The sequence below is a fragment of the Selenomonas sp. oral taxon 920 genome (assembly GCF_001717585.1).
Taxonomy (GTDB): Bacteria; Bacillota; Negativicutes; order Selenomonadales; family Selenomonadaceae; genus Centipeda.
Genome location: NZ_CP017042.1, coordinates 43,771 through 57,993, shown reverse-complemented (window position 1 = coordinate 57,993; position 14,223 = coordinate 43,771). Strand labels below are relative to the sequence as shown.

At 56.1% G+C, this 14,223-nt stretch carries 10 protein-coding genes and 1 pseudogene; 3 read left to right on the top strand and 8 right to left on the bottom strand.

The features are described from left to right. Positions 1 to 2 precede the first annotated feature (2 nt). The 6 genes and pseudogenes from BCS37_RS00255 to BCS37_RS11655 all read right to left on the bottom strand — a co-directional run. Complete coding sequence (locus tag BCS37_RS00255; protein ID WP_069179603.1) at positions 3 to 659, bottom strand: DUF4391 domain-containing protein; 657 nt, start codon at positions 657 to 659, stop codon at positions 3 to 5. A gap of 15 nt (positions 660 to 674) precedes the next feature. Then, positions 675 to 3,908, bottom strand: a complete 3,234-nt coding sequence (locus tag BCS37_RS00250) for a helicase-related protein (RefSeq protein WP_237142715.1) — start codon at positions 3,906 to 3,908, stop codon at positions 675 to 677. Between the two features lie 640 nt (positions 3,909 to 4,548). Then, on the bottom strand, positions 4,549 to 5,997 hold the full coding sequence (locus BCS37_RS00245) for a hypothetical protein (RefSeq protein WP_069179601.1): 1,449 nt from the start codon (positions 5,995 to 5,997) through the stop codon (positions 4,549 to 4,551). A gap of 195 nt (positions 5,998 to 6,192) precedes the next feature. Then, positions 6,193 to 7,116, bottom strand: a complete 924-nt coding sequence (locus BCS37_RS00240) for a 5'-nucleotidase, lipoprotein e(P4) family (protein WP_069179600.1) — start codon at positions 7,114 to 7,116, stop codon at positions 6,193 to 6,195. 166 nt (positions 7,117 to 7,282) lie between these two features. Next, a complete protein-coding gene (locus tag BCS37_RS00235) occupies positions 7,283 to 9,241 on the bottom strand; it encodes a DUF2075 domain-containing protein (protein ID WP_173862580.1) in 1,959 nt (652 codons plus the stop codon). 55 nt (positions 9,242 to 9,296) lie between these two features. Beyond that, positions 9,297 to 9,434 (bottom strand): annotated as a pseudogene (locus BCS37_RS11655) (amidase); the annotation flags it as partial. Between the two features lie 133 nt (positions 9,435 to 9,567). Here BCS37_RS11655 and BCS37_RS00230 point away from each other — a divergent pair. The 3 genes from BCS37_RS00230 (at position 9,568) to BCS37_RS00220 (ending at position 11,672) form a co-directional block, all read left to right on the top strand. Then, complete coding sequence (locus BCS37_RS00230) at positions 9,568 to 10,107, top strand: hypothetical protein (protein ID WP_069179598.1); 540 nt, start codon at positions 9,568 to 9,570, stop codon at positions 10,105 to 10,107. Between the two features lie 155 nt (positions 10,108 to 10,262). Further along, positions 10,263 to 10,868 carry a hypothetical protein gene (locus BCS37_RS00225; protein WP_069179597.1) on the top strand — a complete coding sequence of 202 codons (606 nt, stop codon included), beginning with the start codon at positions 10,263 to 10,265 and terminating at the stop codon, positions 10,866 to 10,868. A 261-nt stretch (positions 10,869 to 11,129) separates the two neighbouring features. Continuing rightward, complete coding sequence (locus tag BCS37_RS00220; protein WP_069179596.1) at positions 11,130 to 11,672, top strand: hypothetical protein; 543 nt, start codon at positions 11,130 to 11,132, stop codon at positions 11,670 to 11,672. Between the two features lie 275 nt (positions 11,673 to 11,947). Here the strand turns inward: BCS37_RS00220 and BCS37_RS00215 are convergent, their stop codons facing one another. Together BCS37_RS00215 and BCS37_RS00210 are read right to left on the bottom strand one after the other, a co-directional pair. Beyond that, positions 11,948 to 12,469 (bottom strand): cysteine hydrolase family protein, encoded by a 522-nt coding sequence (locus tag BCS37_RS00215; RefSeq protein WP_069179595.1) that lies wholly within the window; start codon positions 12,467 to 12,469, stop codon positions 11,948 to 11,950. Between the two features lie 13 nt (positions 12,470 to 12,482). Next, a complete protein-coding gene (locus tag BCS37_RS00210; protein WP_069179594.1) occupies positions 12,483 to 14,216 on the bottom strand; it encodes an adenine deaminase C-terminal domain-containing protein in 1,734 nt (577 codons plus the stop codon). Positions 14,217 to 14,223 lie beyond the last annotated feature (7 nt).

Below are 14,223 nucleotides of genomic sequence, written 5' to 3'. Positions count from 1 at the left end.
CTTTATCCCACTCCTTCGCCAAGGGATGCCTCCAATGCTCGCAGCTGCTGCACAAGCTCAAACTTCCTCTTCGGCTGTTTCTCCCGCCGGATCTTCGCCTCGAGCGCAGCAATCTGCTTTTCGATCCGCTCTCTGCGCCCCTGCGCCGCGACGCTCTCCCGGAGGGTCGATGTGCGTGCATCCCCGAGTGCCTCGCCCGCAATCCGGCGGACGAGGTTCTCATAGACGGCATCCATCGACAGTCCCTCGATACGCAGAACTACCTCCCCCACAGGCATCCAGTCTGTGTAATAGTACCGCTCCACCCGCACGCCTGTACTCTTTGCGTCAGGTGTTTCTTTGTATGCAAGAACAAGGCGCATCCGATCCTCCCACACGAGGACAAAGAGGATGTGATACGGGATCGCTCGGTCAATGAGGCGCAGAACAGCCTCATCAATTTGCCCATCGTTCAGACGCAGCTCGAATACTTCGAGCTCCTGCACCTCCTTCCCTGCAGCGAGGTTCAACACCTCCGGCGCGATCTTGTTGCGCCAGTGGAGGGATGCGATCTGCTCGCTGAACGCCTTTTTGAGCGCAGGACTAAGCTCGCATTTGCCATAGATTTTCTGTTTTGGGATTCTCCGATTGAGTTCCGTAGAGGCCGGCAGTCCGAGCATATTCTCCCTCCGATCCTACCGCACGACGAGGAAGCAGATGAGCTCGAAGTCGTCGAGCCCCGCGATGTCGTTGTGCAGGGCGCTTGTTCCACCCGCAGAGAAGAGGCTGTCAATGTCGCTCTCCTCCTTTACGTCGATGATGGAGTGGATCGCATCGTTCAGCAGTGCAGAGACGGTATGCATATCACGTCCATCATTGGTCTCACGGTTGAACGGCTCGTATACTGCTCGGATGGGCTCTTTTTTCCCGCGGCAGAGGAGGCGGATATCGTCGAGGATCTTCTTCGGATTCTGGTAGTCGCAGAGGATCGTCCCATCCTGCCCGATGTAGACCATATAGAATGGGTGAATGCGGTTGCGCGTATCAACGCCCAGGCTGCTGCGGATGTTCTTCAGGACGAAGATGACGCCTATGCCGAGCTCATCCGTGGCAGGAACGACGGCGTGCAGTCCGCGCGGCTTCTTGTCCATATCGCCGTGATCCTTCAGATACGCGAGCAGGTCGAGGCGGAATTCGTTGAGTCCGAGATCCATGATGGAGATGCCGTCGTTCATGTCCTCGATGTCGACGACCTCCTCCTGCAGGCGTTTTAGCTGCATTTTACGATACTCGAGGTCGCCCTTTTCCTCTGGGTTGATGAGATCATCGTCGCCCGTAGAGGTCATGATGCTGAGCCGCATGCGCGACTCGACGCGCGGCTTGAGGTTGATGTAGTCGTCGAGGGTCAGATCCGGCCAGAAGTTCACGAGCTGTATGCACGCATTCCGACTGCCGATGCGGTCGATGCGCCCAAACCGCTGGATGATGCGCACGGGGTTCCAGTGGATGTCGTAGTTGACCATGTAGTCGCAGTCCTGCAGGTTCTGTCCCTCGGAGATGCAGTCCGTCGCGATCAGGACAGTGATGTCCGCCGTGCTGCTCGGCATGAGTACGTCCCGCCCCTTCGAGAGGGGGGAGAAGCAGGTCAGTACGTTGTTGAGCGTTGCGCGAAAGCCCGCGATCGTTGTGCGCCCGTCGATGGAGCCGGTGATGAGCGCCGTGTCGCATCCGTATGTTTCCTTGAGATACGTACTGACGTGCTCGTAGAGGTACTCCGCTGTATCAGAAAATGCCGAAAAGACCAGAACACGGCGATTGCCTTCGTTGATGGGGTGCTCGATCTTGTCCGCGATGAGGCGCAGGAGTTCCTGCAGCTTCGTATCGTGTGCAGGGGTGATGTCCGCCACCATTTTCGTGAGGACGCCCAGTATTTCGCTGTCCTTTTTCAGCTCCCTCCGCCATGATTTCCAGTCCATGTCTGCCAGGTCGACGGGTACCTTTTTACCGACGGCAAAGAGTTCTGTATTCTCATCATCCATATCAAGGTCGGATGTCTCCATCTCATACAGAAGGAGCTCCGCGCGGCCGGACTGCTCGAAGCGGTTGATCTCAGTGATCGCAGTATCGATGCCCGCCTTGATTTTACCAAGGGTCAGACGGAACGAGTGGACGGAGCTCTCGAGGCGTTTGAGCAGGTTGATGCTCATCAGCCGCTGCATGCCGCGCTCGCGCCCTGTCTGCGTCAGGTTCTCTCCCTTGTTGTGGGTGAGGTCTTTGTATTTGTCGCGTCTGCTCGGGTGGATGTAGTCCGACGGCGTATAGATGCAGAGTGTGAGCTGCATGAGCTGCTCGTAGATCTCATGATAGTTGATCGCGCCCGCCAGATCTGTGAGCTGCGGGCGGAGGGAGATGGGTTTCAGGCGTGCGGGGAATTTGCCAATGGCGCTCGTGTCATAATATTTCTCGATGTGTCTGCGCGAGCGTGCGATGGTAACGCTGTCGAGCAGCTCGAAGAAGTCAAAGTCGAGTTTGCGCAGCAGTGTGTCCGTCGTGCGTTCCCCAGGCTCCTCTTTGCTCCATGTGTTGAATGCGCTCTGTGCCTGCCGAAAGATGTCCTCGATGCTCCTCGATGTGTCGAGGCGCTCGTCGAGGTTTGCCGCGTGCCCCGCGTAGGCGAGGGCGAGCTGGTTCTTTAGATCGGTAAAGCGGTTGTTGACCGGCGTCGCAGAGAGCATGAGGACCTTGGTCCGAACGCCGGCGCGGATGACGCGCTCCATCAGGCGCTGATAGCGGTTCTCCTGCGTATGGCTGTGCGTTCCGATGCCGTTGCGGAAGTTATGCGACTCGTCGATCACGACAAGGTGATAGTTCCCCCAGTTCAGACGATCCAGGTCGAGCCCGTTTGACTGTCCGTGGCTGCGCGAGAGGTCGGTATGGAAGAGCACATTGTAGTTCAGACGATCCGCAGCAAGGGGGTTGTTGACGTAGTTGTCCTTGTAGGTGTTCCAGTTCTCCGCGAGCTTTTTCGGGCACAGGACGAGGATGTTCTTGTTGCACTCCTCATAGTATTTCATGACGGCAAGTGCGGTAAATGTCTTGCCGAGACCGACGCTGTCCGCGAGGATGCAGCCGTTGTATTTCTCGAGCTTGTTGATGATGGCGAGAACGGCATCGCGCTGGAAGTCGTAGAGCATACTCCATATTTTGCTCTTTTTGAATCCGACTTTTTCATCCGGCAGCTCGTTCTCGGACAGATCACCCAGGAACTCACTGAATACGTGATAGAGGGTTGTAAAGTAGATCATCTCGGGCGCATGCTCTGCATAGGCGGTGCTGATGTTCTCAATGACGGCATCTGTCACGTCCTGCATACGCACAGGGTCGTTCCAGAGCTCATCGAAGGTACGCATATACATCTGCGCTGCCTGCGGCTCGTCCATGCACTGGACGATGTTATAGGCGTTGTTCCCGCGCTCGCAGCCGAGATCCACGGTCGTAAAACCGCTCATCGGGACATAGACGGTCTGCTTCTCGGCAGCAGAGACCATCATGAAGCCTGGCATCTGCTCGCCGCCGGTATTGGATTTGAACCGCGCCTTGGCACGGATCCAGTCCGCGCACTCCTTCGCAATCGCGCGCTGCGTCATCTCGTTGCGCAGGCGCACCTCGAACTCTGTGCCGTAAAGGCTCGTCTCACGCGAGATGCGCGGGATGTAGAACTCGCGCTTCTCCTTTGCTGCCTTTTCCCGAATAAATGTAGGCGAGGTGAAGAGGAAGCGGAACTCCTCCACGGACGCCAGCTGCTCGCGCAGCTCCTGATACGCATACATCGAGAAACACGCCGCCGCAATGGACACCCTGCTGCCGCGCACAATCTCTGCCCGAAGATCGTCGCGCACCGTGTTTGTGATGTTATCGAATATCTTCACTCTGCTCCACCAAATCTTTCCCATAGAGATTGGCTCGACCAAACTTTCGTCCCTATTATAACATATTTCAAAGAAATCAAAAGATACGTCTTCGGTTTTGAGCTGCTCCCTCCGTTCAAAAGAGTCCCCGTTGTCAAGATCTCAAGTCCTTTGCAAGTAGAATGACAACAAACTGCTCATTCAGAGAAAATCTTTTGCTTATTGTCTTAATTTTTATTTCATCAAGTATACTGCCTTTTCTGGGAACAGGAAGGAGACGGAAAAAGCGGCAGCCTATATCTTTGACGTAAAGGTGCGGGCAAACACCGACGATAAGAAGAACAACTATCACGAAGCCTCTGAAATCTGACGTACGCTCTATGAGGCATTCAAAAAGAAGCTGCCGGATTTTAAGAAAAAGATATTTCGTCCCGATGTCTATATGACGGTCGGCTACCTCACCTACGACGAGAAAACCTACGATGCTCGCGTGACGGAGGTCAAACGTGCGCTGGATAAGATCACAGCGGAGTGGTCACAACGATAAAAGGTATCTGACCAAGCGGCAATAAGACTTCCCACAGAAGTGCTGCTATCATCGGTCAAACAGGAGAGCCCGCCCCTGCGTTTGCAGAGACGGGCTCTTTGTCATGCGTTCCGATTACTGCCCCTTGGCAGGCACATCGACATTGCGCTCCCTGAGGTCGCGGTTCAGCGACTCCAAATGTGTGAGCACGGCGTTTGCGATGTTGACGTTCCGCTGCTCCTTCAGATATGCCTGATAGTGCGATGGGTTCTCGCCGCTCGCCGAGGTCAGCATCCCCGGCACGACCTTGCCACCCTCATACTTATACTGCGCATAGATGGTAAACGTGTGCGCATCGCCGTTCCACGTGCCGAGGTCCGCATCGTTGCTGGATCGATTGTCGTGCGGAATGGTGATGGTAAAGAGATACGGGTCCCCGCTCCGACTCGGGAAATTCATGGGATTCCAATACGATCCCTTTTTCGCGACATCGGCCGCCATCGGGAAATGCACCTGCACCGCTGCGCCCTCTGCCGCTGCGTAGACGTACATCGTGTAGCGCCCCTGCTCCTTTGCCATGACGAGGAAGCCGTCCTCATCGCGGCCGGATGCGCCGATCACATTCGTGGTGATTCCCTTCTCTTGGAGTGTCTTTTCGTAGGTGCTGAAATCCTTTGTTTGCGCCTGCGGTGCTGCGCTCTTTTCCGCAGGCTGCGGCTGCGTGCTCTTGGCGTTATCTGCCGGAGCCTGCGTTTGCGCGGCAGGTGCTGCTCCAATAACAGAATCCGCTGCCGTCAGCACGGGCGTGTTGCCCATGCGATACCACGTCCACCCGCCGACGCCAACGCCGACCAGCAGGAGAGCGATGCCGACAGCGCTCAGGGCGACACTGTGTGCATTCTTTCGGACGAATCCGATCACCGCAACGACAATGCCGAGGATCACAATCCCCATCGCCGCAGCGGTTGCGATCTGGACATGCTGCGGGTGTGGCACACGGAACACCGCTTGGATCACGACATCCTGCCCGGAGAGCGAGGGCTTCAGATCCCACGTCGCCGTCGTCCCGGAAACAATGCCGTTCGTACGCTCGAATGCCTCCGGAACAATGATCGCAAAGTCCATTTTCACCGAGTCCAGCACGGACTGCATCATGCTGCGCGAGAACTCGTCCGTCTCCTGATTCACGGGGTTGCTCTTCGCATCACCGGCAAAGAAGAGATCGAGATCGTACGTATCATAGAGGAATCCTGCGCGATGCCATACGCCATGATGCCCCTGCGTCGGCTGCCACGCCTTGGCTCCACCACCGACGAGCTGCTCCACGTTCTCATACGTCTGCGTCGCAACGAAGCCGTTGCTGCGATCCTGAATCTGCGCGCCCTCCTTCTGCGCCTCGGCGCGCTGCTCGCGGATCTTATCCATGGCGAACTCGTTCGTCGCTGTCCACTCCTGCGAGACTGCAATCGTCCCATCCGACCGGAACTCTGCCCCCATCTTCATCTGGAAGCACCCGCCAAGCAGGCTCACGAGGATGAGGCCCAAAAGCGCCAATGTTCCCCTGCGTAACGTACACGAAAACATAACATTTCCTCCTAACAGCTCCAACATACACCGCTCTAATGATTATAAATAATTCAGACTCAATTAGAATTATATCATAAATGTATTTTAAGGTACAATGGTTTTATTGCAAAAATTCCGCATTCATTTCAAAAGCCCGCCCCTGCTCCCTTGTGCAAAAAGAAAGCAGAGACGGGCTCTTTTCATTGTATTCTGTTACTCCGTCAGTGTCTTTGCATAGAACTCCTCGCGCGCCTCGGGGCTCATGGTCATGTAGTCCTTGGCGAGGGCGCTGATCCAAGAACCGTAGGCGGGGTTCGGGAAGACGATGTACTGGGTGCCGAACTCCTCCTGCGCAGCGTCGATGGCGGCATTCCGTGCAGTGCGGTTCATGCCCTTCGTCCCGAGCGGGAGATCGCCCGCGTTGTCGCCCATATAGACGACGACATCATAGTCCTCTGTGATCCGATCAAAGCGCGGCTGCTTGTCGCTCATCTTCCGATCCTCCATGAGGAGGACGTGCTCCGCGTCCACGGAGGGGAAGCCAAGTGCCTTGAGGTTCTCGATGGTCGGCTCGTAGTTGACTTCGCTCCAGCGGTTGCTGACGTAGAAGATGGCAACACCGCGCCGTGCGACTTCGTTCAGGAACTCCACCGCGCCCGGCATGGCCTCGGAGCGACCCTCGTGCACGGTCGCGCGCCACCAGAGGGCATCGTAGCGGCCGTTGCCCGCGGCGGCAGCCGCTGCCATGGCGCGCGTGTTGTCCGTGACGGTTTCATCGCAGTCGAGGACGATGGCGAGCGGCTTGCCGCTGCGGGCCGAGGGATTCGCCTGCGCACGATCGATTGCCATGAGTGCCGCATTGTAGCCCTGATAGCAGAGCGCGCGGTACTCCGCCGAGGTACGCATCCAGAGGAGTGCCATGTACTCAGCATCGGCGAGCTGCTGTGCGCTGATCTCCTCCTCGGTCAGCGGCAGGGGCATCGGCGCGTCCTGCACGTTCTCCACATTCGCACTCCCGCCCGCCTGCATCGCAGGGGAAGCCGCATACACCGCGCTCCCGCCGAGCAGGAACGCCGCACTGCCGAGGGCAATCGTCTTTTTCCACTGATTCTTCCACTGGATGTTCCATGTGTTCATAGTGAGATGCTCCTTTTCCTAAGGAATCACTGAATGTATCAGCGATCCCTATATCAAAATTTTCAACCTATTATAACACAAAATGGAAAATAAAAAAAAGAGGCTGTTTGAAACCAGCCTCAAAAGATGCACCTCGACCGGACACATTCACATCGTCTCCGATTCCTTAAATTTCTCGCAGTCCCAGCGACTTCAAGTATTCATACGTACCATCATAGTATTCCGGCCTACGCGTTTCATCATCCAGGTCCCCCTCAGGAACGAAGATGACGAGGCCTTGCCTGGCCCGGGTGAGGAGAACGCGATAGGCATTCTTCAGGTAGCGTTGTCCTTGTTCCTTATTGACGTGCATCCAGCGGGCTCCGCGGCAGTCAAAATAATCGAATCCACCATCACAATAGCGGAGATCTGCGTCCCACGCAAGGAGCCCATAGTCAATCTCGAGGCCCTGTACCTCAAACTCCGTAGCGGGAACCTCAAGGAAACAAGAAGCATCTGCATTCGCCGGATCATTCAAGAACCATGCAACAGGATCCCGCTGCACATTCACCCAAATGCCAACACTTCTCAAACGTTTCGCCTTTGAACTCGCAAGCATCCCAGGCCGCTCCGTCCCGCGCACTTTGTTGCGCACCCACGCCTTTGCACGCGCAAGATCTCGCGTCAAAACGATGGGATAGTTCAAATAAAGCGCAGCATAGAGCTCTCGTGCTGCAGCTGCATCCTCATCGAGCAGTGCCTTAACGAAATCTGCAAGCCGCTCACTCCGAAAGGAACGCAGCGATACGCCCAGATGCAGGGACGAGACAACTCGATACGCCCGATCCCCCAGCAGCCGCTGAATGTCACTGCTTCCCACATACTCACTGTCTGTCATCCGATCCGATAGATGGATCTCCCAGTCCGGATATTGTTCACGCAGCGCATACAGCCATTCCGCTATGCCGGCCTCCCCCGTATTGATCTCCTGCCCGCCGCCGATGAGACAGACGATCACGGCCCAGTCCGCATGCCGGTCCATGACGCTGATGAGAAACTCCGGCTCCGATTGTTGAAAATCCGCCACGCCCTTTTTCCGCTTCATGAATTTCATCAGTGCATCGGCATCCCATGCTCGCTGCGCTTCATCGAAAATAGCGACTTTCTCGACGGGTGGCTGTGACGAGGACAACGCCTCATCGCGAAATTTATGAATCACCTGGATAAAGGACTTCGTTTCTCGTCGCGCCTGCTCTTTGGTCACATTGTGCGTTGCTACTCTATCTCGTGCCAATGCCTCCTGCAGAACCGCAACGAGAGGGCCATTCCCCGAGAGAAATACGGCATGTTCATCCTCATTGAATTGATGACGCGCATTGGCAATATTCAGACCCGCAAGAGTCTTTCCCGCCCCAGGGACACCTGTGATAAAACAGATCGCCTTTTTGTGGCGTACCTTGCATTCATCTATGATCTGGTTGATCGCTGCCGTCGTCACAGTCAGATTTTCTGCCCCCGCATCGTTGCGCGATATATCACGAACCGAATGCGCGCGGTAGAGTGCCTGTGCCGCCTCGATGATGGTCGGTGTCGGCGCATAGCGCGCATCCAGCCACGCATCCATGGGTAGAGGAGCGGCATGCATCTGCGACAGAATCTGCCGAAGCACGTCCCCGATGTTATGCCGATTGCAGCAGAGCACCTGTGCAATCCCATCTTCCATCAGAGCCAGTGTATTCGCCTGATCGACCGCCTCCGTCGGCACAATGATCGGCACGATTGTGCGGTCTCGACTCGCCTCATGAAAATACTTGAGGTCAAGGGCATAATCCATCACTTGATCTTTTGTTGATTTTGCATACGTGTCATCCCCGACCTTGAACTCTAATAGGAAAATAATTCCTTGGATGATGAGCACGACATCCACACGGTGTCCCATGCGCGGAATCATGAATTCAAAGGCGATCTCTCCGTCCGGAAAGGAGGCAAGCTGCTCCTTTAAAACCTGGATCTCCGCACGCCATGCGTTCTTTTGAATATCCTCGGTCCGAAACGAATCCTCGATCATCAACCGCCCGAGGATATGATCTTCTTCTGCCATCAAAAAGGAAGAAATTGAACCCGAATCATATGCTCTTCCCATCATATCTCCCTATTGCAAATATAAAGATACATTCCCCCAGCAATGCCGAGGGCACCGCTCACCGTACCTCCACCTGACACATCCGCATCGCAGCGACGGCATTCGCGTGGCTCTGCGGGGTGACGCCGGCGCAGCAGGAGGCATCGACGGAGATGGGCTTCTCTGGGTAGAATGCCTTGAGGAGCAGCGCGTTGGATTTTCGCACAGTATATCATACCGGCATCTCTGTTGTCGCTATTTTGCAAAAATCAGCCCATTGATGCAAGGGTTTTCGCCTAGAAAAAAGAAATAAGGAACAAGATGATTTTTGTTCACAAGGAGGAAATATCATGAAACGATTTCTACTGCCTGTATGCACCGCGCTCCTCTGCTCGATGGCCCTTCTCCTTGGCACGGGAACAGCGTCCGCCGCAAAACAAGTCCCGCTGATCGACGGCATGGCTCCCATCGGTCTCTCGAATATGATCACATTCGTGCTGAGCCCAGAAAAACGCGAGGCTCAGCTACCTGTAGTCCGCTGCATCAAGCTGCCCAACAGCGAAGGATATTCGTTATACGCAGCCCATTCGCACGATGACGTTCAAATGCTTTTTCAGACGAAGGGGAATGACATCTATGCCGCCTCCGCAGAGTTCAAGATATTGGACGATCGGGCGGTCAAATCTGCGCAGCAGCTGGTCTCCGCGGTCTGCATCATTGCCGGCATGACGCAAAAAGATGTATCTTCACTGTCAGAGAACGAAGGCAATGGGGAACATTTCAGCCTCGGCAGCGTGTTCTGCAAAACGACCCAGCGCCGCATTCAGATGACCATGGAACTGGTCCATGGATCAAACGCACGCATCAACGTGACTGCATACGACGAGTGAGTGCACACGGCATGGAGGAAATGCACAGGAACGGCTGCCTGATATCATATCCACCCGCATGAGGGGATTCATTTCCGAATATGCAGGAGTATTTCGTCTTTATATCGAACTTATAAACAGATCGTTTAATCGAGCACTACAGAAAGGAGATCATCATGCTCTGCCGCAGGTTTTTCTGTGCCCTCGTGGGCGCCTTCCTGCTCATCCTGCCGTTTGCCTCCGCAGCGAATGCCATGGAGCCGACGGAACAGGTCGAACAGCTGCTGGTTTCGCGCGGCCTCCCCTTTGTCGTGCATGAGACGTGTGCCGATCCGTCGGGTGCGGCGCTCTCCCTCACGCAGAATATGGACAGCGGGGCGCATTGGCTCATCTGCACGGTCGGCGGCACGGTCTTTGGCGCGCCGCTGTCCGCGGATCTCTACCGCACGGGTATGCTCACAGATGAACACGGAAACAATCCGCCTGCCATCTTTGCGGGCTGCTTCTTCCAAGACACACGCGGCTCTGCGGATGATACGCTCGGTGTGTGGGAGGGCGCAGATCACCATCTGACGGTCTACTGTTCCTACGACGCGGTCGATGGTCAGATCATCGCGGATGACTACATCTCCTCGGCACGGGGCACGATCGACGCGGAGCACTACGACGCCCGCATCGTGTCGGAGGAGCACACGGCCGCCATCCGCACCTTCTTTGCGCTGCTGCCCGGTCTGCGCGCAGAGGCTGCGTACAGAAATATCGCGATCGAAGAGATGTTCTGACCCCTGCATAAAGGCTGCATGACCGAATGACAACCTCATGCCGCTTCCTTTTTCGATGTGCAGGAAGGATTGCCGCATACGGTTCTACGGAATCACTGATAAAACAGGCCCTCAGATTAGTTCAGATTTTCGTCCTGCCTAGGGAGGCAACCCGGACGCATAGCCAAGGGCTATGTGGAGGATGCCATGGCACAGAGAGGACGAAAAAGCTGACGCGGCTGAATGTATCAGTGCTTCCCTAATTGATTTTAGGAGGAAACGATGAAAAGACAATGGCTGCTCCCGATCGTCTGTGCCTTCACCTTATTCCTTTTTGCAGGAACGGCGTTGGCGTCTCCGCAAAAATCCACTCCCATCCCCCTGCGAGACGACCTCAGCTACGACGCGTTCGTCCACGAGATGAGCGATCTGCTCGCCAGAAAGGAACTTCACACCACGCTGTCCATCCCCGAATACAATGCGGACATCTCCGAGGATGGCTTTACGGCATATCATGCTGCTACGCCAAGCACAGTGCAGGTTGCGTTCTACGTAAAGGATGATCGGGTATATCGCGTGGTAACGCTGTACCGTCCGGCCGAACAACAAATGAATGCGGAAGCCACAGCTGTACTCACTGCGATTTGCGCAGTGAACGGGCTGACACTCGATGAGGTAAAGCAGCTGTTTCATCGGAAAACGGTTAAGGAGAACCTGCAGGTCGGCAGTGTATACTGCACGAATACACAGAAGCACATTTATACGATGACAAATTGGATGGACGATCATGTTTTCGCGGTCGGTATATTCGCGCTGGACAACTGAGGCCGGCGACTCCTCCGGATTGAACCCATCCATTTAAAATGCTGCTGTACAAAGTTTTCTAGGAAATCACTGATAAAACAGGCCCTCAGATTGGTTCAGATTTTCGTCCTGCCTAGGAAGGCAAACCGGATGCATAGCGAGGGCTATGTGGAGGATGCCATGGCACAGAGAGGATGAAAAAGCTGACGCGGCTGAATGTATCAGCGTTTCCCAATACAAATACCATAGCAGAAATTATTCTTATTTTTACTGAGTGCCCCCCATCCGAAGGATGGTCAATCGCCCCGCACCTCGACCTGACACATCCGCATCGCATTGAGTGCGTTCACATGACTCTCGGGAGTCACGCCAGCGCAGCAGGCGGCATCGACGGAGATGAGCTTCTCTGGGTAGAATGCCTTGAGGAGCAGAGCATTGGATATGACGCAGATGTCTGTGCAGAGCCCGACCAGCTCGATCTCGTCGTAGTCCGCAAGCGCAGCGGGGAGGGTTGTCGCGCCGAACGCAGGCTTCTCGATGACGGCCGCCGCCTCCTGCACGAAGGGCTGAAGCGCACCTGCAATCTGCCACCCTGCTGTGCCGCGTATGCAGTGCTCGACGGGCAGTTTCTGCCCCTCCTGCGTCTGGAGATAGTCCGCACCGTGGGTGTCCATGGTAAATACGAAGGCTATACCCTCCGCACGGGCGGCGGCGAGCTTCTCGACCATACGCGGCAGCATCTCCTGTGCCTCCTGTGTGCCGAGTGCGCCGTCTACAAAATCGTTCTGCATATCTACAACAACAATTGCCTTGTGCATAATCGTTCCCTCTCTATGCCGATGAACTTTCTTTTATCTCCAAAATCAGCGGCGCAATCGCGCCTTGCTTTACGTCGATGATCCCCTTGTCGGTCAGTTTGAAATACGGGCTGACAGGCAGCGGAATGGTGCTCAGGGACATGATGACATTGTCGTGGCGATAGCCGCAGTCCGCAAGGACTCGACGAACATGTGCGATCTGCTCACCGAGGACGGAGAGCGGACGGTCAGAGAGGATGCCCGCGATCGGCAGCGGCGCGAAAGCCTCGACACTGCCGCCCACTGCCGCGGCAAAGCCGCCCTGCGCCTCAATGACGGCGTTCGCCGCCGCCTGCATATCCGCCGCTGTCTGCCCGAGGACGAGCAGGTTGTGGCTGTCGTGTGCATAGGTGGTCGCCGCCGCGCCGCGTGTGAGCGCTGTCCCGCCGATAAGTGCCATGCCGCAGCCGCCGTTTTTCCCGTGCCGCTCAAAGACACAGGCAAGGTTGTAGGGGCTGCTCTCCCAGTCGATCACGCCGCCGCGCACGGGCAGCTCTGCCCGCCCCTCCGCAACAAAGGTCGTATGCTCCTGTACCTCGAGGATGCGGCAGAGCACCGACCCCTCCGCAATCGGCGCACGCAGAACGAAGTCCTCGGCACTGCGCAGTGCCAGATGCACGCTGCGGTAAAAATGTGCGGGGAACGATGTGTCATGTGCCGGCTCCTCCCACGTTTCCCCGCGCGCAAAGACCTGCCGTCCCGCACGCCAGACGTTCGCGACCTCGAATGTCCGCAGATCGGAGAGCACGACGAAGTCGGCGATGCGGCCGGGTGCAATTGCCCCCTTATCCCTGAGCCCCATATGTTGTGCGGGCGCATAGGTCGCCGCATAGATCGCCTCCTCGGGCGGAAGCCCGAGCTCCATGCTCCGCCGAACGAGATGGTTCAGCTGTCCGCGCCGCATGAAGTCGTCGGGCATTGTATCATCCGTAACGAGGGCAAAACGCCCCGACAGACGGTTCTCCATGAGGTAGTCGAGGAACTCCTTCTTCAGCGTTTTTTCCTGCAGCTGGATAAACATCCCGTTCGCCGCGCGCTGCGCGAGTCCCTCAAGCGACTGATCCGTATGATCGGAGCGGATGCCGCGGTAGAGGAGCTGCGCCAGTTCCCAACCGACAAAACGCGGGCAGTGTCCCTCGATGGAGAAATCCGGACGGCCGTGCTGAATCTGACGGATCAGGCGGTTCGTCTTGCCGTGTGCATCCGCGATGACCGCGCGGCAGTTCATGACCTCACCGAGACAGATGACCTGGTCCATGTGCATGAGTGCCTCGACATCGTCGTTCTCGATTGCTGCGCCTGCCGTCTCAAGCGCATCGTTCGTTGACGGAACGGACGATGGAATCGCAATCCGTACATCCGCAGGGCCGTCCTGTGCACTCTGCATCAGCGCGCGGATGCCCGCAAGACCGAATACGTTTGCGATCTCATGCGGCTCTGCGATGAGTGTCGTCACCCCGTTACCCACTGCACCGTTCATAAACGTACGCGGCGCACACATGGTGCTCTCAATGTGCATATGGCAGTCGATCAGTCCAGGAATGACATACTGTCCTGCAAGATCAACCGTATGCTGTGGCATGAGCGGCAGCACATCCGTACCGACATAGGCAAAGCGGTCGCCGCAAACGGCGATATTGCCCGGGATGAATTTTTTGAAATAGCTGTTGTAAATCTTTCCGCCTGTCAAAAGAACGTCAATGTGCATATCATCC